Source organism: Bradyrhizobium sp. B120 (genome assembly GCF_049075665.1).
Classification (GTDB): Bacteria; Pseudomonadota; Alphaproteobacteria; order Rhizobiales; family Xanthobacteraceae; genus Bradyrhizobium.
This window is the reverse complement of sequence record NZ_CP185242.1, coordinates 4339693-4357797: the sequence shown is the minus strand read 5'-3', so window position 1 is coordinate 4357797 and position 18105 is coordinate 4339693. Positions and strand designations below refer to the sequence as shown.

General features: G+C 65.0%; 22 protein-coding genes. 12 read left to right on the top strand and 10 right to left on the bottom strand.

Translation table 11 applies throughout. From position 1 onward, the window contains the following. Positions 1 to 30 precede the first annotated feature (30 nt). From ACOIX3_RS19830 to ACOIX3_RS19815, 4 genes are all read left to right on the top strand, one after another. The gene (locus tag ACOIX3_RS19830; protein WP_420971492.1) at positions 31 to 1320 is read left to right on the top strand and encodes a hemolysin family protein; all 1290 of its coding nucleotides are present in this window, start codon (positions 31 to 33) and stop codon (positions 1318 to 1320) included. 119 nt (positions 1321 to 1439) lie between these two features. Continuing rightward, entirely contained in the window at positions 1440 to 2039 is a 600-nt protein-coding gene (locus tag ACOIX3_RS19825) for a formyltransferase family protein (protein WP_420971491.1), read from the top strand. Between the two features lie 193 nt (positions 2040 to 2232). Next, positions 2233 to 2592 carry a hypothetical protein gene (locus ACOIX3_RS19820; RefSeq protein ID WP_244549451.1) on the top strand — a complete coding sequence of 120 codons (360 nt, stop codon included), beginning with the start codon at positions 2233 to 2235 and terminating at the stop codon, positions 2590 to 2592. A gap of 121 nt (positions 2593 to 2713) precedes the next feature. Further along, positions 2714 to 3091, top strand: a complete 378-nt coding sequence (locus ACOIX3_RS19815; RefSeq protein ID WP_420971761.1) for a hypothetical protein — start codon at positions 2714 to 2716, stop codon at positions 3089 to 3091. A gap of 68 nt (positions 3092 to 3159) precedes the next feature. Here the strand turns inward: ACOIX3_RS19815 and ACOIX3_RS19810 are convergent, their stop codons facing one another. Then, positions 3160 to 3366 (bottom strand): hypothetical protein, encoded by a 207-nt coding sequence (locus ACOIX3_RS19810; RefSeq protein ID WP_420971490.1) that lies wholly within the window; start codon positions 3364 to 3366, stop codon positions 3160 to 3162. An 11-nt stretch (positions 3367 to 3377) separates the two neighbouring features. Next, entirely contained in the window at positions 3378 to 3776 is a 399-nt protein-coding gene (locus ACOIX3_RS19805) for a RidA family protein (protein ID WP_420971489.1), read from the bottom strand. A gap of 141 nt (positions 3777 to 3917) precedes the next feature. Between ACOIX3_RS19805 and ACOIX3_RS19800 the strand changes: the two genes are divergently transcribed. Next, the gene (locus ACOIX3_RS19800; protein WP_420971488.1) at positions 3918 to 4793 is read left to right on the top strand and encodes a DMT family transporter; all 876 of its coding nucleotides are present in this window, start codon (positions 3918 to 3920) and stop codon (positions 4791 to 4793) included. A gap of 79 nt (positions 4794 to 4872) precedes the next feature. Here the strand turns inward: ACOIX3_RS19800 and ACOIX3_RS19795 are convergent, their stop codons facing one another. Together ACOIX3_RS19795 and cysK are read right to left on the bottom strand one after the other, a co-directional pair. Next, positions 4873 to 5118 carry a BrnA antitoxin family protein gene (locus ACOIX3_RS19795; protein ID WP_092114100.1) on the bottom strand — a complete coding sequence of 82 codons (246 nt, stop codon included), beginning with the start codon at positions 5116 to 5118 and terminating at the stop codon, positions 4873 to 4875. Between the two features lie 3 nt (positions 5119 to 5121). After that, positions 5122 to 6096, bottom strand: coding sequence for a cysteine synthase A (gene cysK / locus ACOIX3_RS19790; RefSeq protein WP_375780966.1), 975 nt, complete (start codon positions 6094 to 6096; stop codon positions 5122 to 5124). A gap of 228 nt (positions 6097 to 6324) precedes the next feature. Between cysK and ACOIX3_RS19785 the strand changes: the two genes are divergently transcribed. Then, positions 6325 to 6540: a hypothetical protein gene (locus ACOIX3_RS19785; RefSeq protein WP_050400485.1), complete on the top strand. Its 216-nt coding sequence runs from the start codon at positions 6325 to 6327 to the stop codon at positions 6538 to 6540. A 10-nt stretch (positions 6541 to 6550) separates the two neighbouring features. On the opposite strand, the gene tgt is transcribed toward ACOIX3_RS19785, so the two are convergent. Next, a complete protein-coding gene (tgt, locus tag ACOIX3_RS19780; RefSeq protein WP_420971487.1) occupies positions 6551 to 7684 on the bottom strand; it encodes a tRNA guanosine(34) transglycosylase Tgt in 1134 nt (377 codons plus the stop codon). A gap of 254 nt (positions 7685 to 7938) precedes the next feature. Between tgt and ACOIX3_RS19775 the strand changes: the two genes are divergently transcribed. From ACOIX3_RS19775 to ACOIX3_RS19760, 4 genes are all read left to right on the top strand, one after another. Then, a complete protein-coding gene (locus tag ACOIX3_RS19775) occupies positions 7939 to 9072 on the top strand; it encodes a patatin-like phospholipase family protein (protein ID WP_420971486.1) in 1134 nt (377 codons plus the stop codon). A 98-nt stretch (positions 9073 to 9170) separates the two neighbouring features. After that, a complete protein-coding gene (locus ACOIX3_RS19770; RefSeq protein ID WP_420971485.1) occupies positions 9171 to 9908 on the top strand; it encodes a TetR/AcrR family transcriptional regulator in 738 nt (245 codons plus the stop codon). A 305-nt stretch (positions 9909 to 10213) separates the two neighbouring features. Next, the gene (locus tag ACOIX3_RS19765; protein ID WP_420971484.1) at positions 10214 to 10816 is read left to right on the top strand and encodes a PepSY domain-containing protein; all 603 of its coding nucleotides are present in this window, start codon (positions 10214 to 10216) and stop codon (positions 10814 to 10816) included. 249 nt (positions 10817 to 11065) lie between these two features. Further along, positions 11066 to 12103: an aspartate-semialdehyde dehydrogenase gene (locus ACOIX3_RS19760; protein WP_420971483.1), complete on the top strand. Its 1038-nt coding sequence runs from the start codon at positions 11066 to 11068 to the stop codon at positions 12101 to 12103. Between the two features lie 172 nt (positions 12104 to 12275). Here ACOIX3_RS19760 and queA read toward each other — a convergent pair whose 3' ends face one another. The 5 genes from queA to coaD form a co-directional block, all read right to left on the bottom strand. Then, positions 12276 to 13352 (bottom strand): tRNA preQ1(34) S-adenosylmethionine ribosyltransferase-isomerase QueA, encoded by a 1077-nt coding sequence (gene queA / locus ACOIX3_RS19755; RefSeq protein WP_420971760.1) that lies wholly within the window; start codon positions 13350 to 13352, stop codon positions 12276 to 12278. 143 nt (positions 13353 to 13495) lie between these two features. After that, complete coding sequence (locus tag ACOIX3_RS19750) at positions 13496 to 13960, bottom strand: peptidylprolyl isomerase (RefSeq protein ID WP_016846097.1); 465 nt, start codon at positions 13958 to 13960, stop codon at positions 13496 to 13498. After that, complete coding sequence (locus ACOIX3_RS19745) at positions 13936 to 14376, bottom strand: hypothetical protein (RefSeq protein ID WP_420971482.1); 441 nt, start codon at positions 14374 to 14376, stop codon at positions 13936 to 13938. The genes ACOIX3_RS19750 and ACOIX3_RS19745 overlap by 25 nt, the downstream gene beginning before the upstream one ends. Positions 14377 to 14382: 6 nt before the next feature. Next, entirely contained in the window at positions 14383 to 14946 is a 564-nt protein-coding gene (locus tag ACOIX3_RS19740) for a peptidylprolyl isomerase (RefSeq protein WP_420971481.1), read from the bottom strand. A 47-nt stretch (positions 14947 to 14993) separates the two neighbouring features. Beyond that, a complete protein-coding gene (coaD, locus tag ACOIX3_RS19735; protein ID WP_375783139.1) occupies positions 14994 to 15491 on the bottom strand; it encodes a pantetheine-phosphate adenylyltransferase in 498 nt (165 codons plus the stop codon). Positions 15492 to 15758: 267 nt separating this feature from the next. Between coaD and ACOIX3_RS19730 the strand changes: the two genes are divergently transcribed. Both ACOIX3_RS19730 and ACOIX3_RS19725 read left to right on the top strand, forming a co-directional pair. Then, positions 15759 to 16016 (top strand): hypothetical protein, encoded by a 258-nt coding sequence (locus ACOIX3_RS19730; protein ID WP_420971480.1) that lies wholly within the window; start codon positions 15759 to 15761, stop codon positions 16014 to 16016. Positions 16017 to 16170: 154 nt separating this feature from the next. Then, positions 16171 to 18069, top strand: a complete 1899-nt coding sequence (locus ACOIX3_RS19725; protein WP_420971759.1) for a potassium transporter Kup — start codon at positions 16171 to 16173, stop codon at positions 18067 to 18069. Positions 18070 to 18105 lie beyond the last annotated feature (36 nt).

The window sequence follows — 18105 nt, the reverse complement described above, 5'->3', positions numbered from 1 at the left end:
CGGCCATGCCGCCAAACCTCAGGGACTCCCGTGTTATATCTGGAACTTGCGATCGTGGCGGTCTTGATCGTCGTCAACGGTCTGTTGTCGATGTCGGAGCTCGCGATCGTCTCCTCCCGTCCGGCGCGCCTCGCGGCGTTGGTCGAACGCGGCGTCAGCGGTTCGCGCCGCGCGCTTGCGCTGGCCTCCGATCCCGGCAAATTCCTCTCCACGGTGCAGATCGGCATCACGCTGATCGGCGTGCTGTCGGGTGCCTTCTCGGGCGCGACGCTCGGCCAGCGCCTGTCGCAATGGCTGTTCGAGGTTGGAGTGGCGGCCAACGTCGCCGACGCTGCCGGTGTCGCCATCGTGGTCGGCGTGATCACCTATGCCTCGCTGATCGTCGGCGAACTGGTGCCGAAGCAGATCGCGCTGCGCGATCCCGAGGCGATCGCGGTGCGGGCCGCGCCGGCGATGACGGTGATGGCGAAATTGTCGCTGCCGGTGGTGTGGCTGCTCGACCGCTCCGGCAAATCGTTGCTGTGGCTGTTGGGCCATCGCGAGGATGCGCAGGACCGCGTCAGCGAGGACGAGATCAAGACCCTGGTGGTGGAAGCCGAAAACGCCGGCGTGCTGGAGCCCGGCGAAAAGGAGATGATCGCCGGCGTGATGCGCCTTGGCGATCTGCCGGTCGGCGCCGTCATGACGCCGCGCCACGAGGTCAGCCTGATCGACCTCGCCGCGCCTGCACCCGAGATCCTGGCGGCGCTGCAAAAGAGCAGTCACTCGCGCTGCGTGGTGTTCGACGGCAACCGCGATCATGCGCTCGGCATCGTGCAGGCCAAGGACGTGCTCGACGTCTACCTCGCCGGCCAGACGCCCGACGTCCGCGCGCTGACGCGCGATGCGCCGATCATTCCGGAGACCGTCGACGCCCGCGACGTGGTCGCGATCCTGCGCGATTCCGCGGTGCATATCGGCCTTGTGCACGACGAATACGGCACCTTCCAGGGCGTCGTGACCAGCGCCGACATCCTCGAGGCCATCGTCGGCGCCTTCCATACCGAGGAAGGCCCGGCCGAGCCCGCCTATGTCAGGTGCGACGACGGCTCCTATCTGATCTCGGGGTGGATGCCGGCGCTCGAATTCAGCGAACTGCTCGGCATCGCGCTGCCCTCGCCGCGGCCGTACCAGACCGCCGCCGGCTTCCTGCTGCATGCGTTCGGCGCGATCCCCGATACCGGTGCGAAGACCACTGCGCAGGGCTGGGATTTCGAGATTGTCGATCTCGACGGCCGGCGCATCGACAAGGTGCTGGCGAGCAAGCCGCCGGCGGCCTGAGGTTGCCAGCCGGCCGGCCTGTTGATAACGGGCAGGACAACGAACCAGGCGACCGCGGTGTGCTATCGGCATAGCGGCAGCCCAAGCAAATCCCGCGTAACCCCCACGGAATTGATCCCATGCGCATTACCCTTGTCGGTTCCCGCCATTTCGGCGTGACGACCCTGAACATGCTGCGCGAGCACCACGTCACGCTGGTCAGGGTGGTCGTCCATGACGGCGAGGACCGGCTGGCGGCAGCGGCAAGGGCGGCCGGCATCGAGGTCATTGTCCAGGCGGATCCCAAGCTGGTGACGGCCGCCGAGATCGCGCCGGGCACCGAGCTGATCGTGACCGCCCACAGCCACGCCCGCGTCAGCAAGGAGGCGCTTGCCGTGGCCAAGCTTGGCGGCATCGGGTACCACCCCTCGCTGCTGCCGCGTCACCGCGGCATCGCAGCGGTGGAGTGGACCATCAAGGAAGGCGATCCAATCGCCGGCGGCAGCATCTATCACCTCGCCGACCGCATGGACGCCGGCGCGATCGCCGCCCAGGACTGGGTGTTCGTCAAGAAGGGCGAGACGGCCCGCGAGCTCTGGGAGCGTGCGCTGGCACCGCTCGGGCTGCGCCTGCTCGGTGAGGTCATCGACTACGGCAAGGTCAATGGCGCGCTGCCGGCCAAGCCCCAGGATGAGCAGTTTGCGACCAAGGCGCCTAACCTCAGCCCTGGCAAGCACTAATCCGCAATTTGGTATCTAAATACCTCAGACGATCAAACGACGGAACAAATTCTTCGTTCCTGGCCCGGAACCAGATTCACTATGATGTGTTTGAGTTCACAGGAACATTCGGGGCTCCCGCGACGCAGCAAATTTTGAACACATTGTGACAGGATAAGCCGCGTCATCACACGAAATTACAGGGATTTGATTCATGCGTTCGATCCGCATTCGCGACCTGATTTTGGTCACTTCGGTCGCCTCGGCTGCCGCCCTCACCGCTGCTCCCGCCTCCGCGCAGCAGCCTTATGACGGCCTCTGGAACGTCACCGTCGTCACCAAGACCGGTAGCTGCGAGCCGTCGTCCAGCTCCACCCTGACCGTTTCGGAAGGAAAGATCACCGCGCCCGGCGCGACGATCTCCGGCACCGTCGGCAGCGGGGGCCTTGTGCGAGTCTCGATCAATGGTGCATATGCGAACGGACAACTCAGTGGCAACTCCGGATCGGGGAAGTGGAATGGGGCATCAGCTGGCGTACCGTGCAGCGGCCGATGGGAAGCATCCCGTCAGTAAGATCACCAGCGTATCGAGTTTCTTCGCTATCGCGCGGCGGCCAGCATTTGCAGCCGTCGCGTTTTTCGTGACGGCATTAGCAAGCACCGCAGGCCATGCCCAGTCCGGCCCGTTCGCCGGCATGGCGGGCACCTGGTCGGGCGCCGGCTCGGTTACCCTCGACGACGGCTCCAGCGAGCGGATCCGCTGCCGTGCGACCTATCACGTCGGTGGGCCCAGGATGACCATGAGCCTCACCTGCGCCAGCGACGCCTACAAGTTCAACCTGGCGGCCGACGTGCAGGCCGAGGGTAGCGCGGTTACCGGTTCCTGGAGCGAGTCCAGCCGCAATGTCAGCGGCGATCTGCAAGGTCGCGGCGGCGGCGGCAATTTCCAGGTCGTTGCCAGCGCGCCCGGCTTCAACGCCGACATTTCGATGCGCACCAGCGGCAACAAGCAGTCCGTCACGATCAGGGCCGACAGCCAGTTCCGCGGCGCCAACATCACGCTGACGAAGTAACCGGCCTTCAGACAACAACGCCCCCGGGACCCAAATCTCGGGGGCGTTTTTCATTCGCCATGCGCTCGCTACGCAGTGCGTGGCTTGCCAAGATTCTCGGCGGTCTGCTGGATGGTGCGGGCGATCAACAGCGCCTGATCCTTGGTGACCGCAAAGTCGTGCACGCCTTTGTCCGTCGTCATGGAGATCACCATGATATCCGGTTGTTGCTCCGGCCACCCGGTCGCGAACCCCTTGAGGAGCTCAGGCGCCTTTCGCATGTTGCTCTTGTTCATCGCTGAAGGTCCTATGCTGCGGGAATGAATGCCGTGACCTCGATCTCGACCTTGGCGCGCTGATCGACCAACCCGTCGATATAGAGCAGCGTGGACGGCGGGAAATTGCGTCCAAGCGTGTCCTTCCACGCCGCGCCGATGCCAGGGCCCGCGGCCTCGTATTCGCTGCGGCTGGTCAGGTACCAGGTCAGGCGGACGATGTGCTCGGGACCGGCGCCGGCTTCGTTCAACAGCTTGATGATCCGCTTCAGTGCCGTGCCGACCTGTGCAGCCATCTCGGGCGCGTACTCGCCCTTCTCGTCGCCGCCGGTCTGTCCAGCCAAGACAATCCATTTCCCCGGGGCATCGAACGCGACACCGTGCGAGAAGCCGCGGGGTTTCGACCACTCGGCCGGTTGCAAGACACGCATGGGCAGATTCTCCTGATATGATTAGTGATGCCTGCTTAGCAGAGATCACGCGGCTGGCGCACCACGCATCGGCAGAATTGCGCGTTGCAAATTCGTAGCGGCTCGCCGATACCGGGAATCCCTCCTCATCGCATTCCGATCATGGATCGCACGCACTCAAAGACCCGCGCAGCACTGTGGATGTCAGGTTGGCTCGCGCTGATGCTGATCGTGGCGGTGGCAGGCCGCGAGGCGACGCGCGAGGTCAACGTCTTCCAGCTGATGGCCGTGCGCGGCGTGCTCGGCTTCGTGATGCTGTATCCGTTGATCCACATCAATGGCGGCTTTTCGATCGTGAAGACGGCACGCGTGCACGTCCACATCGCGCGCAACCTGATCCATTTCTGCGCGCAGCTTGGCTGGTTCTATGCGCTGACACTGATCCCGATCGGCCAAGTGGTCGCGATCGAGTTCACGATGCCGATCTGGACCGCGATCCTCGCGGCGGGCTTCCTCGGCGAACGCATGACATCCTGGAAGATCGTCGCGATCGTGCTTGGTCTGGTCGGCGTCATCGTGATCGTGCGGCCGGCGACCGGTGCGATCAATCCGGGCCAGCTGATCGCGCTCGCCGCGGCCATGGGCTTCGGGGTCTCGATCGTCGTGGTCAAATCGCTGACGCGAACCGAGCAGGCGCTGACGATCATCTTCTGGATGCTGGTGGTGCAGTCGCTCGCCAGCATCGGGCCTGCGCTCTATGTCTGGACCTGGCCGCCGCTATCCACCTGGGGCTGGCTTGCGGTGATCGCATTCTGCGGCACCTTCTCGCATTACTGCATGGCGCGCGCCCTGCTCCATGCCGATGCAACCGTCGTGATCCCGATGGATTTCGTCCGGGTGCCGCTGACTGCGATCGTCGGGTGGCTGATTTATGCCGAGCGGCTCGACGCCTATACGGTGCTTGGCGCCGCCATGATTCTGGCCGGCAACCTCCTGAACCTGAAGCCCGGGGCAAAGCTGCCGGCGCGCGCAAGATGACCACCGCGCAGCGCTACACCGCTGCCGCTCGATCACAAAGCCCGGGGATCATGCCGGGCTTCTCTGCTTCGAAAGCGCGTTACTTCCCGGCGGCCTTGCGCAGCGCCGCGTTGATGCGGTCCTGCCAGCCAGGGCCGCCCTCCTGGAAATAAGCCAGCACGTCCTGATCGATCCTCAGCGTGACCTGCTCCCGGACGCCGGGGACCGGGACGGCCGCAGTCTTTGGCAGCGCGTCCGCGACCTTGGTTGTGGCCCGTTTGAACGCCGCCTCGGCTTCGCTACGGGCATCGTTCAGGGTTCGCGGTCGTCTCGGCTGGTCGGCCATGTCCTAGATTCCTTCAAACAGCACCGTCGAGAGATAGCGCTCCGAGAATGACGGCACAATCGCCAGGATGGTCTTGCCCGCAGCCTCCGGCCGCTTGCCGATCTGCAAGGCGGCCGCGATCGCCGCCCCTGACGAGATGCCGCCGGGAATTCCTTCGTTGCGCGCCAGCGCGCGCGCGGTCTCGATCGCGGTCGCGCTGTTGACCTTGACGATCTCGTCGATCACCGAGCGATCGAGGATGTCAGGGATGAAGCCCGCGCCGATGCCCTGAATCTTGTGCGGCGTATGCTGGCCGCCCGACAGCACCGGGCTCTCCTCCGGCTCCACCGCGACGACGCGCAATGACGGCTTGCGCGGCTTCAGCACCTGCCCGACGCCGGTGATGGTGCCGCCGGTGCCGACGCCGGCGACGAAATAATCGATGTTGCCGCCGGTGTCGTTCCAGATCTCCTCCGCGGTGGTGCGGCGATGGATTTCGGGATTGGCAAGGTTCTTGAACTGCTGCGGCATGACGGCGTTGGGGGTCGTGCGCACGAGTTCTTCCGCGGTCGCGATCGAGCCCTTCATGCCCTGCGCCGCCGGGGTCAGCACGATCTCTGCGCCGAGGAAGGCGAGCATCCGCCGCCGCTCGATCGACATCGATTCCGGCATCACAAGCTTCAGCCGATAGCCGCGCGATGCCGCGACATAGGCGAGCGCGATTCCGGTATTGCCCGAGGTCGGCTCGATCAGCACCGTGTCGGCGTTGATGATGCCGGCCTTCTCCATCGCCACGATCATCGCCGCACCGATGCGGTCCTTCACGCTGGCCGCCGGATTGAAGTATTCCAGCTTGGCGAGGATCGTCGCGTTGACGCCGCTTGCCTGCGGCAGTCTGCGCAGCCGCACGATCGGCGTCGAGCCGATCGCATCGACGATGGAGTCAAAGACGCGGCCGCGTCCGGGTTGCACTGCACTCGTTGTCGACGGCGCGTCCATCAAGCGGCTCCTGCTGCGGGATATGCTGGAAATATGCGGTCTTCTCTCATTAGATGCAGCGCATCATGACGCGCAAGTGAGAAACCGCCGAGGCGGCAATTCGTTGCATCGCAAGATAAGAACCTACGCAAATAACGTAAAACCTACGCATTTGTGTTGCGACAAGGTCAAACAAGTGCGTCTATATACTTTCGTCAGGTGCAGCTCAGAACGCAAAGGGAGGCGCACATGCCAGCACTTGCTGAAGTCCGGTCGACCGCAGCGTCCAGACCCGATCCGCGCGGCAGCGATTTGCCGACCTGTCCTGTGTGTGCTGACTCCATGGTAGCGGCAGAAGCGTCCGCGTACCTGTTCGACAATTTGATCAGCTATCTCTGGACCTGCGACAATTGCGGTTACGGGTTCGTAACCAAGCACACGGTGAAACCGATCGTGTGCAACTGATCACTTAGGCTCACCTCGGAGCGATGTCACCGCGCGCCCAACCGGCGCGCGTTTTCGTTTTAAATTCCTCGAAGGTGCCGTTTGCCACCGCGTCGCGGATGCCCTGCATCAGCTCCTGGTAATAGGCGACGTTGATTTCGGACAGCAGCATTGCCCCAAGTGTTTCGCCGGCACGTACCAGATGGTGCAGATAGGCGCGCGAAGTGTTGCGCGCTGCCGGCCACGTGCTCTCTTCGTCGAGCGGACGCGGATCGTCGATGTGCCGGGCGTTGCGCAGATTGATCTGCCCGAACCGGGTGAACGCCATGCCGTGCCGCCCGTTGCGGGTCGGCATCACGCAGTCGAACATGTCGACGCCGCGCGCCACCGCCTCCAGAATGTCCTCCGGCGTGCCGACGCCCATCAGATAGCGCGGCCGATCGGACGGCAGCGCCGGCGCGGTCTCCTCGATCATCGACAGCATCACCGCCTGCGGCTCGCCGACCGCCAGCCCGCCGATCGCGTAGCCGTGAAAGCCAATGTCGGTCAGCCCGCGCGCGCTGGCGTGGCGGAGATCGGGGATGTCGCCGCCCTGCACGATGCCGAACAGCATGTAACCGTCCGGTGCGCTCTCGAAGGCACGCTTGGAGCGTTCGGCCCAGCGCAGCGACAGCTGCATCGCGCGCTCGATGTCGGCGCGCTCGGCCGGCAGCCGCACGCACTCGTCCATCTGCATCGCGATGTCGGAGCCGAGCAGCCGCTGCACCTCGATCGAGCGCTCCGGCGACAGCTCGACCTTGGCGCCGTCGATATGCGAGCGGAAGGTCACGGCCTTCTCGGTCACCTTGCGCAGCTCCGAGAGCGACATCACCTGGAAGCCGCCGGAATCCGTCAGCATCGGCCCACCCCAGCCGGTGAAGCGCTGCAGGCCGCCAAGTCCCGCGATCCGCTCGGCGCCCGGCCGCAGCATCAGGTGATAGGTGTTGCCGAGCACGATATCGGCGCCGGCATCGCGCACCTCGCGCCAATGCATGCCCTTCATCGCCCCGGCGGTGCCGACCGGCATGAATGCGGGCGTCCGGACGACGCCATGCGGCGTGGTCAGGCGCCCGGTGCGGGCGGCGCCGTCAGTGGCCAGCAGTTCGAAATGATTGGGAAGATTCATGCGGCTGCTTATTGCGTGTCGCCGGTGCCCGATCAACCCGTCGGGTAACGGCTTCCGCGCGACTTCGTGAACGCCAACCGCCGGGCGGACGCTTGCCCCGGAACAGTCCTTCGGTTAAACAAAACGAAACCGTATCGTTTTATGTCGAGAATAAGGCGGCGGATCGTTCCCGCCGCGACTGCAATCCGAGTGAAACCTGACTGGCCGAAATGTTTCCACCCTGCAGTGCCCGGCCTGACGGCGTCCGCCATCGGATGACAACCGTTCATGCGATCCGGCAAGCGGTGCTGCTGTGCGGGCTCGCCTTCGCGCTGGCGGCCTGCAGCTCGCTGCCGCGGATGCCTTACACGGCGGCCGACGCCGCCAATGCGCGGGTGCTCGATCTCGACGGGTTGCGCCGCTACGCCGACGAGCCGGCGTCCAAATTCCGGCTCGAGAGGAACGCCGTTGCCCCGATCAAGACCTATCTCGCCCTCTCCGGCGGCGGCGCCGACGGCGCCTATGGCGTCGGCGTCCTCAACGGCTGGACCGCGGCCGGCAACCGCCCGAGCTTCTCGGTCGTCTCCGGTGTCAGCACCGGCGGGTTGATCGCGCCCTTTGCGTTCCTCGGCCCGCGCTACGACGATACGCTGAGGGAGGTCTACACGTCCGGGATCGCCGAAAGCCTGCTGCAGGACCCGAGCCTGATGCGGGTGCTGTTCGGCTCCGGTCTGTTCGGCAACAAGCGGCTGCGCGAGCTGGTGGCGCGTTACGTCGGCCAGGACGTCCTGAGCGAGGTGGCACGCGAAAACGCCAAGGGCCGAAAGCTCCTGATCGTCACCACCGATCTCGATACCCAGCGCACGGTGATCTGGGACATGGGACGGATCGCCGCCGTCGGAACGCCGGAGGCGCTACAGCTGTTTCGCGACGTGATGGCGGCCTCCGCCAGCATCCCGCTGGTGTTTCCGCCGATCATGATCGATGCCGAAGGCCAGGGCCGCCGCTTCCAGGAGATGCATGTCGACGGCGGCGTGACCGCGCCGGTCCTGACGCTGCCGGACGCACTGCTGTTCCGCGAGCGTGCCTGGCCCGCCGATGGCCGCATGAACATCTACATCCTCGTCAACAAGAAGCTCGAAGGCAACTTCGAGCTGGTGTCGAACTCGACAATCGACGTCGCCTCACGCAGCATTTCCGCGATCACCCAGGCGCAGACGCGCTCGGTCATTCTCTCGACCTATGATTTCGCCCGGCGCAACCGGCTGGGCTTCCATCTGTCCTACATCGAGCGCGACTATCCGGCGCCGGAAACCCAGGGCTTCGACACCGCCTATATGCGCGCGCTCTACCAGTACGGCTACGAGAAGGCCGCTGCGGGGCAGGCCTGGACCGCGACGCCGCCTTAAAGCGGGCCAGCCCCCGGTACCACCGAATGGACGAATCCGCATCGCGCGGGTTATAGACCGGACAGACCCGTCCGAACGCACAACGAGATGAATGGGCAATGGGATTGACGGCAACCAAGGCCAAGATGGCCAAGCGCGGCGTGATCAAGTCACGTGGCGGCCGGCCGACCCGGGATGCTGCGATCGAGCGCGACCAGCGGCTGATCGAGGTCGCCACGCGCCTGTTCCTCGAGCGCGGCTTCGATGCGACATCGATCGACGCCGTGGCCGAGGCCGCCCGCGTCAGCAAGCCCACCGTCTACGGACAGTACGGCGACAAGCGCGGCCTGTTCACCGCGGTGCTCAGGCGCGAAATTGCCCGCTGGCTGGCCCCGCTCGCCGCCGCGGCGGCCGAAGCGCAGGCCGGCGGTAGCTGCGATGGTTCGGTCGAGGAACGACTGATCGAGCTCGGGCGCCAGCTGTTGGTGCTGAACTGCAGCGCCGACTCGATCGCCTTCAGCCGGATCCTGACCGCGCAGGCGATCAATTTCCCCGAGGTCGCCAAGCTTGCCGTCGACGAAGGCTGGTCGAAGGCGGTGTCGACCACGGCGGATTTCTTCGACCATCTGGTCGACAATGGCGCCCTCGACCTCGAGGACACCACGATCGCGGCCGAGACCTTCCTCAACATGGTGGTCGGCCACACCCACCGGATGGCGACATTCGGGATTCTGATCGACATGAAAGCCGCCGTGACGCGGATGGAAGTCTCGATCCGGCTGTTCCTCGCCGGTGCCGTGGGACCGCGGGATCGGCTGCGTGACGCCGCCAAGGCGCGTCGCCGGCCGCCGCGCTGACCGTTTTATAGGATCGTTTCGTCGTCTTACACGTTGCCGTGATGAGTCTTGAATAAACAGAACGAAACCGTATTGTTTAGTTGCAAAGAGACGCTCAGCCCGGATCGCCCCCCAAGGGTTCTGCGTCGCCTTGTAACTTCGATCGTCACGACGGAGCTGCCGCCATCGCTCCGCCTGAACGTTCGGCGGCCGGCCTCTGACTAACAGAGGTCGGCCGCACCTTTCTCGGCCCGCCCCTCGCTCTGCGAACACGGGTCATACGCGTGCACATGTTCAATACAGGTTCGACGATGAGGACAGGACGATTGCGCGCACTGAGGCATTGGGCATTGGGAGCGCGGCTGCTTGCAACCGCTCTGCTGGCGCTGCCCTTCGCGTCGCCGGCCCATGCGATCACGAGCTCGGCTGCCGCCGCGCTGACCCCGCAGGACAGTGACAGCGCGCTCGACGTGCATGCGGTTCGCCGCGAGCTCGAGAGCTTCCAGTCCGCCCAGATCTCGCTGCGCAAGGCGATGGCGATTGCGGAGGCGCTGCACTCAGGCTCGATCACCGCCGACATCAGCTTCGACGGCGCGTCGGATCCCGCAGTCTATCGGGTCAAGACCATGCAGCAGAACCGCATCTGGCAGCATGCGATCGACGCCTCGACCGGCCAAGTGGTCGGCGGCGAGCCCCCTTCGCCGCTGGCCTCCCTCGGCGCCGAGGATCGCGACAACCTTGTCGTGCTCAGGGCGCTGCGGCATCGGCTCGCCGATGCGGTGCGTGTCGCCGAGCACACGACCTCGGGCAAGGCGATCAGCGGCGGCTTGATGCGCGAGCGCGGCAAGCTCAATTTCATCATCGTTGTGCTGACGGGCAGCGACCTGAAAGAGGTGATCCTCGAGCCGCCCGGCGCGCGCCGGCGCTGAGAGCGGCGCGGGCGCTGCCAGGTTTTCCCTTGCCAGGTTTTCGCCCAAAAGCCGTTGACGGACGCCGATCTCTGCCGCATAAGTCCGAGCCATGATCACCGCGACCAAACGCACGACCAAAACCACCAAGCCCTCTGGGGCCTCGGGAGGCGTGCGCGCATAGTCGGTCGTACAGCATCATCTCTACCCGAAGCCCCGCCTGATGAAGGTCCGGGGCTTTTTTGTTGCCCGCGTCATGCTCAAATTCGAATGGAGGATAAAGTGAGTAACGATCCCGTCGTCGCGATTGTCGGCGTCACCGGCGCAGTCGGCGCCGAATTCATCGCCACCATGGACAAGCGCGGCTTCCGCGTCGGCAAGCTGAAGGCGCTGGCGAGCGCCCGCTCGGCCGGCAAGACCGTCAGCTTCCGCGGCAAGCCGGTCGTGATCGAGGAGCTGACCGAGCGCGCCTTCGAGGGCGTCGACATCGCGCTGTTCTCGGCCGGCAGCGGCATCTCGAAGAAGTTCGCGCCTGTCGCCGTGAAGTCCGGCGCCGTGGTGGTCGACAACTCGTCGGCCTTCCGGATGGATCCGAACGTGCCGCTGGTGATCCCCGAGATCAATGCCAACCGCATCCGCGACCACAAGGGCATCATCGCCAACCCGAACTGCGCCGCCATCACCGCACTGGTGCCGCTATGGCCGATCCACCGCAAGAACCGCATCAAGCGCGTGATCATCTCGACCTACCAGGCCGCAAGCGGCGCGGGAGCAGCCGCGATGGAGGAGCTCGTCGAATCCACCCGCGCCAATCTCAATGGACAGGTCTACACCCCGAAGGTGATGCCGCACCCCTACGCCTTCAACCTGTTCAACCACAACACGGCCATCGATCCGGAGACCGGCTACAACGACGAAGAGACCAAGGTCATCAAGGAGACCCACAAGATCTTCGAGGACGACAAGATCGCGGTCGGCGTCACCTGCGTGCGGGTGCCGGTGCTGCGCGCGCATTGCGAGGCGATCACCTTCGAATGCGAGAAGCCGATCACCGAGGATCAGGTGCGCGCGATCATGGCGCAGGCGCCGGGCGTCACGATCGTCGACGATCGCGCGAAGAATTACTTCCCGATGCCGATCGATGCGTCCGGCCAGGACGACGTGCTGGTCGGCCGCATCCGCAAGGATCTCAGCGATCCCTCCGGGCACTCGATCTCGATGTTCGTCGCAGCCGATCAACTGCTCAAGGGTGCCGCATTGAACGCGGTGCAGATCGCCGAGCTGCTGCCCGAACGCGCGATGGCGTGAGCTGGAAGCTCGTCAACCCGTCATCCCCGCGCAATGGCGTAGCCATTGTCGCTGGAGGTGCGAGCGGAGCGAGCCTCGAAGGATGCACGGCCCCAGTCGGGCCGTCGCCCTTCGAGGGCCGCTGAAGAAGCGGCCACCTCAGGGTGACGGTCATCTAGTTGTGCCCGCTGAACTATCCGCCCGCCCGAAAGAGCAAACACGCATCGCCGTATGAATAGAACCGGTAGCCGTCGCTGATCGCGTGCGCGTAAGCGGCCTGCATCGTCTCCAGGCCGGAGAAGGCCGAGACCAGCATGAACAGCGTCGAACGCGGCAGATGGAAGTTCGTCAGCAGGATATCGACCGCGCGGAAGCGATAGCCCGGCGTGATGAAGATCGAGGTTTCCGCCGCGAACGGCTGAATGGTGCCGTCGGCATTTGCCGCGCTTTCGAGTAGCCGCAGCGACGTGGTGCCGATCGCGACGATCCGGCCGCCCTTTGCGCGCGCGGCATTCAGGGCAGCAGCGGTCTCGGCGGTGATGCAGCCCCATTCGGCATGCATCTTGTGGTCGGAGGTCTCATCGGCCTTCACCGGCAGGAACGTCCCTGCCCCGACATGCAACGTCAGCCGATGCAACTCGACGCCGCGGCTCTTCAGCGTGGCCTCGAGCGCCGGCGTGAAATGCAGCCCCGCCGTCGGTGCGGCGACCGCGCCTTCGTTGGCGGCGAACATGGTCTGGTAGTCGCTGACGTCCTGTTCGTCGGGCGTGCGTTTGGAGGCGATGTAGGGCGGCAGTGGCGTGGCGCCGACATCGGCGATGGCCTGGTCGAGCACCGGACCATGGAACGAGAATGACAGCGTCACCTCGCCCTCCTGCCCCTTGGCCTCGACCTCTGCATCGAGATTGCCGAGCAGGCAGACCTTGCCCTCATTGCCGAAGCGGATGGTGTCGCCGGGCGCAAGCTTCTTCGCCGGCTTCACCAGCGCCTGCCAGCGCGAGCCGTCGAGCCGCTTGATCAGGGTCGCCTCGATCTTCGGCTCGGTCTCGCGCCCGATCCGGCGGCCCTTGAGCTGGGCCGCGATCACCTTGGTGTCGTTGACCACGATCTGATCGCCCGCCTCCAGCCAATGCGGCAGGTCCGCGATCGTGGCGCCGCGCAGCACGCCGTCCGGATGCACCACCAACATCCGCGCGGAATCGCGCGGGCTCGCGGGGCGAAGCGCGATGCTCTCGGGCGGCAGTTCGAAATCGAAGAGATCGGTGCGCATCGTGGGGACAGTCATTGCCGGGCATAGCCGTTCGAAGAACGGCGTCGCTTCCGCTCGCCTATGACCCGGCAATCCATCACTTACGGAAAAGCGTTTTCGAAAGATGGATGCCCGGGTCAAGCCCGGGCATGACGACCTTGATTTTACGCCGCGTCGGCGGCCATGCGCGCCTTGACGATCTTGTCCGGATCCTTCACCGGCTCGCCGCGCTTGATCTTGTCGACGTTCTCCATGCCCTCGGTGACCTTGCCCCAGACCGTGTACTGGCCGTTGAGGAACGAGGCGTCGTCGAAGCAGATGAAGAACTGGCTGTCGCCGGAATCCGGATTGGCGGCGCGCGCCATCGAGGCGGTGCCGCGGACATGCGGCTCCTTGTTGAACTCGGCCTTCAGCTTCTTGCCGGAGCCGCCCATGCCGGTGCCCTGCGGGCAGCCGGTCTGCGCCATGAAGCCGTCGATCACGCGATGGAACACGATGCCGTCGTAGAAGCCTTCGCGCACCAGCTCCTTGATCCGCGCGACGTGACCGGGTGCGAGATCCGGGCGCATCTCGATCGTGACCGGGCCCTGGGTGGTTTCGAGGATCAGAGTATTTTCGGTAGCAGCCATGCTCGCTTCTCCTGGCTTCGGGGTGGATATTTCTTATTCCTGAACGGGATCGCGAATGGGCGGCCCGCAACCGCGCCACCCAGGCTCTCGGTAAATGGCATCGGCGTGCAGCGTTGCAACGCATCCATCACGGCGACCCGGTACGCAATCCGGTCGTTGTCGGTCGCCTCCTGCGATTCATAGCTGATCCTGGGATGCCCGAGGATCGCGCCCTCACGGTTGAAGCTGACAATGACGGTAATGTCGATCGGCCCGGCCTTTTCCGCCGGCGGCGGCCGCCAGCAGCGATGGATCGCCAGAACAACGTCCCTGATCGTATTGAGTTGCTCCGGCTCGGCTGCCACCGATCCGGTCAGCGCGAGCCACAGCACCAGCGGCGCGGCGAACCAGGCAAGTGGTTTGCTGCGCGCCGCCATCGTCGATCACTTGATGTCGGATGCGACCTGCACCTTCACCATCTTGTCGGGATCGGTGACGGCGCCGCCGGGAGAGCCCGCGGGAGCCTTCTTCAGCTTGTCGACCACGTCCATGCCCGACACCACCTCGCCGATCACGGTGTACTGGCCATTGAGGCTCGATCCGTCGGCGAACATGATGAAGAACTGCGAATTGGCGCTGTCGACGGAGTCGCCGCGCCGGGCCATGCCGACGATGCCGCGCTTGAACGGGACCTGGGAGAATTCCTGCTTCAGGTTCGGATATTTCGAGCCGCCGGTGCCGTTGAAGTTCTGGCCGTCGCCGGTCTGCGCCATGAAGCCATCCATCACGCGATGGAACGGCACATTGTTGTAGAAGCCCTCGCGCGCCAGCTGCTTGATGCGCTCGGCATGCTGGGGCGCGATGTCGGTGCGCAGCTTGATGACGATGCGGCCCTTGGTGGTGTCGATCACGATCGCATTGGCCTTGTCGAGATTGGCAGGCAGCGGCTGCGCGACCGCAGGCACGACGCAAAGCAACGCGGCAACGAATGCAAGAATGCGGATCATGGAAACTCCGGACCTCTGGACGTTCTGGGTGTGGCAGGCTGCCGGCATCAGCCGGCGAACTTGGCCTTCAGGCTAGCGGCGACTGATGACGGCACGAATGCAGAGAAGTCGCCGCCCATCTGGGCGATTTGGCGCACCAGTGTGGCGGTGATCGGGCGGACCGCGACCGACGCCGGAACGAACACGGTATGCACCTCGGGCGCCATCGCCTCGTTCATGCCGGCGAGCTGCATCTCGTAGTCGAGATCGGTGCCGTCGCGCAGACCGCGAATCATCAGCGTGGCCTTGGCCGCGCGCGCGGCCGCGACCGTGAGGTTGTCATAGGTCGAGGCCTCGAAGGCGCAGCCCGCCTTTTGGGCAATCGGGTCGAACACCTCATGGACCATGGCCAGCCGTTCCTCGGTGGAGAACAGCGGCTTCTTGCCGGGATGGACGCCAATGGCGACGATCAGGCGGTCGCAGAGGAAGACGGCTTGTTTCACCACGTCCAGATGGCCGTTGGTGACGGGATCGAAGGAGCCGGGATAGATCGCGATACGGGACATGGTCCCTCCTAACCCGCCCGGCTCTCCCCGGCAAGCCGCCCGGGTTCCGCCGGTCGCGCGAAATAAATACCCCCTCGTCCAGTGAACGAGTCCTGGGATGCCAGCGTCTACGTGGGTGAATGTTTCGTCGGCCGTTGGCGGACGAAACAAAACCGGCCCGCGATGAAACCATTTTCCACCCTGGCGAAGACACCAGGAAACGCGCGGCCGGTAGACATTGGACAACGAAACGACGGGCCCGGGGGGCCCGATCATATGGGGACCGTCATGATCAAGGCACTTTCCGCTATCAGCGTTGCCGCGTTCATCGCCGCCGCGCTCACCGTTCTGCCGGGCTTTGCGCCGCAGGTCGCAGCCTCCACCCCGCAGCCGCTCGCCAAGAGCGACCGTCTCGACATCCATCCGGTCGGCAAGGACTGCTCCCAGCAGGCCTGGCCGAATTTCGAGGCCTCCTGCCTGCGCAGCGCCGGCAACAAGACGGTGGTTCGCGAAGCCCGCCTCGTCACCGCCGACCGCACGCCGTAGTCACTTCTGACCCATCAAGGCGTCACTTCCGTCCGTCACACAAAACCCAATGGTAATTTGCGACGTCCCGTCGCAGACTATCGTCTAAGGCGCCCGACCGGATCACCCGGCGGGCGCAAGCCATCGGGGGATTGCCGTGACCAGTACGCCCGCCATCGTTTCTTCTGGCCATCCTCCAAGCAGTCCGATTCCGGTTGCCGTCACGCTCGGTGCCCTGGGTGTCGTCTATGGCGACATCGGCACCAGCCCCCTCTACGCCCTGAAGGAAGCCGCCAAGGCCGCCGCCCATGGCGGGCCACTCAGCCAAGCTGCGGTGCTGGGCACGGTCTCGCTGATCCTGTGGGCGCTGATCCTCATCATTTCAGTCAAATACGCCATGCTGATCCTGCGCGCGGACAACCGCGGCGAAGGTGGCATCGTCGCGCTGCTGGCGCTGCTCTCGGCGCGCAACGCGGCGCCCGGTACCTGGCGCGCCCATTTGCTTGTCGTTGGCCTCATCGGCGCCGCCCTGCTCTACGGCGACGGCGCAATCACGCCGGCCATTTCCGTGCTGTCGGCGATCGAAGGCCTCAAGGTCGACGCTCCCTCGCTGGCGCCGGCGGTTGTGCCGCTCACCGTCGTGATCCTGATCGGCCTGTTCTTCATGCAGAAGCAGGGCACGGGCTTCATCGGCAAGATCTTCGGCCCGGTGATGCTGTTCTGGTTCACGGTGCTCGCAGCGCTCGGCATTCACGGTATCGTCAAGGCGCCCGGCGTGCTGGTGGCGCTGAGCCCGTTCTATGCGTTCGACTTCCTGATCCATCAGGATTTCCACGTCAGCTTTGCGATCCTCGGCGCCGCGTTCCTCGCGGTCACCGGCGGTGAGGCGATGTATGCCGACATGGGGCATTTCGGCCGCTTTCCGATCCGGCTCGCCTGGTTCGCGATCTGCCTGCCCGCGCTGGTGCTGAACTATTTCGGCCAGGCCGGTGAACTGATCAACGACCCGGGCTCGATCGACAACCCGTTCTTCCAGCTCGCCCCCGACTGGGCGCATTACCCGCTCGTCCTGCTCGCGACCGTTGCCACCGTGATCGCCTCGCAGGCCATCATCTCCGGCGTTTTCTCGCTGACCCAGCAGTCGATCCAGCTCGGCTTCCTGCCGCGGATGCATATCCGGCACACCACGAGCGATGCGATCGGACAGATCTACGTGCCGCTGGTGAACTGGCTGCTTGCGGCGGGTACGCTCGGCGCGGTGCTCGCCTTCGGCACCTCGGACGCGCTGGCCGGCGCCTACGGCATCGCCGTGTCGCTGTTGATGGCGATCACCACGCTGCTCGCTGCGCTGGTCGCGATCCAGTGGGGCTACTCGCCGATCATCGTGATCGCGGTGAATGGCTTCTTCTTCATCATCGACGCGATCTTCTTTGCGGCGAACACCGAGAAACTGTTCGAGGGCGGCTGGTTCCCGCTGCTGCTGGCGGCCGCGGTGGCGTTCCTGATGATGACCTGGCGCGGCGGCGTCAAGCTGGTCGAAAGGGCGCGCGGCAAGCTGCGCCAGCCCGAGGAGGATCTGATCGAGACTGCGGTCAACAAGTGCAGCGCCCGCCTGCCCGGCACCGCGGTGTTCCTGGCCTCGGCCCCCAACGGCGTGCCGCTCGCACTGACCCAGTTCGTCAAGCACAATCACGTGCTGCATCAGCGCGTGCTGTTGGTCACCGTGCAGATCGAGGAGCGGCCGCGGATTCCCGACGAGGAACGCGCCGACGTCAACGAGATCAGCCCGGGCATCACCCGGATCATCCTGCACTACGGCTTCATGCAGTACCCGACGATCTACGAAGGGCTGCAGCTCGCCTGCCGGCAGGGCAAGCTGCCCGGCATCGATCTCTCTGACGTGACCTACTACATCGGCCGTGAAACCATCATCCCGCGCGAGGACGTTCCGGGCATGTGGGTGTGGCGGGAATCGCTGTTCGCCTTCCTGCAGCGCAATGCCGAGCGCTCCGCGGCGTTCTTCGGCGTGCCGACCGGTCAGGTCGTGGAGTTCGGCACCGAGATCGAGATTTGATCGAGCGGCTCGCGTAGCCCGGATGCAGCGAAGCAC

Coding starts and splice junctions, on each gene's coding strand:
- ACOIX3_RS19825 (WP_420971491.1), top strand. CDS start 1,440: ATGCGCATTACCCTTGTCGGTTCCCGCCATTTCGGCGTGACGACCCTG.
- ACOIX3_RS19820 (WP_244549451.1), top strand. CDS start 2,233: ATGCGTTCGATCCGCATTCGCGACCTGATTTTGGTCACTTCGGTCGCC.
- ACOIX3_RS19815 (WP_420971761.1), top strand. CDS start 2,714: ATGGCGGGCACCTGGTCGGGCGCCGGCTCGGTTACCCTCGACGACGGC.
- ACOIX3_RS19810 (WP_420971490.1), bottom strand. CDS start 3,366: ATGAACAAGAGCAACATGCGAAAGGCGCCTGAGCTCCTCAAGGGGTTC.
- ACOIX3_RS19805 (WP_420971489.1), bottom strand. CDS start 3,776: ATGCGTGTCTTGCAACCGGCCGAGTGGTCGAAACCCCGCGGCTTCTCG.
- ACOIX3_RS19800 (WP_420971488.1), top strand. CDS start 3,918: ATGGATCGCACGCACTCAAAGACCCGCGCAGCACTGTGGATGTCAGGT.
- ACOIX3_RS19795 (WP_092114100.1), bottom strand. CDS start 5,118: ATGGCCGACCAGCCGAGACGACCGCGAACCCTGAACGATGCCCGTAGC.
- cysK (WP_375780966.1), bottom strand. CDS start 6,096: ATGGACGCGCCGTCGACAACGAGTGCAGTGCAACCCGGACGCGGCCGC.
- ACOIX3_RS19785 (WP_050400485.1), top strand. CDS start 6,325: ATGCCAGCACTTGCTGAAGTCCGGTCGACCGCAGCGTCCAGACCCGAT.
- tgt (WP_420971487.1), bottom strand. CDS start 7,684: ATGAATCTTCCCAATCATTTCGAACTGCTGGCCACTGACGGCGCCGCC.
- ACOIX3_RS19775 (WP_420971486.1), top strand. CDS start 7,939: ATGACAACCGTTCATGCGATCCGGCAAGCGGTGCTGCTGTGCGGGCTC.
- ACOIX3_RS19770 (WP_420971485.1), top strand. CDS start 9,171: ATGGGATTGACGGCAACCAAGGCCAAGATGGCCAAGCGCGGCGTGATC.
- ACOIX3_RS19760 (WP_420971483.1), top strand. CDS start 11,066: ATGGAGGATAAAGTGAGTAACGATCCCGTCGTCGCGATTGTCGGCGTC.
- queA (WP_420971760.1), bottom strand. CDS start 13,352: ATGCGCACCGATCTCTTCGATTTCGAACTGCCGCCCGAGAGCATCGCG.
- ACOIX3_RS19750 (WP_016846097.1), bottom strand. CDS start 13,960: ATGGCTGCTACCGAAAATACTCTGATCCTCGAAACCACCCAGGGCCCG.
- ACOIX3_RS19745 (WP_420971482.1), bottom strand. CDS start 14,376: ATGGCGGCGCGCAGCAAACCACTTGCCTGGTTCGCCGCGCCGCTGGTG.
- ACOIX3_RS19740 (WP_420971481.1), bottom strand. CDS start 14,946: ATGATCCGCATTCTTGCATTCGTTGCCGCGTTGCTTTGCGTCGTGCCT.
- coaD (WP_375783139.1), bottom strand. CDS start 15,491: ATGTCCCGTATCGCGATCTATCCCGGCTCCTTCGATCCCGTCACCAAC.
- ACOIX3_RS19730 (WP_420971480.1), top strand. CDS start 15,759: ATGATCAAGGCACTTTCCGCTATCAGCGTTGCCGCGTTCATCGCCGCC.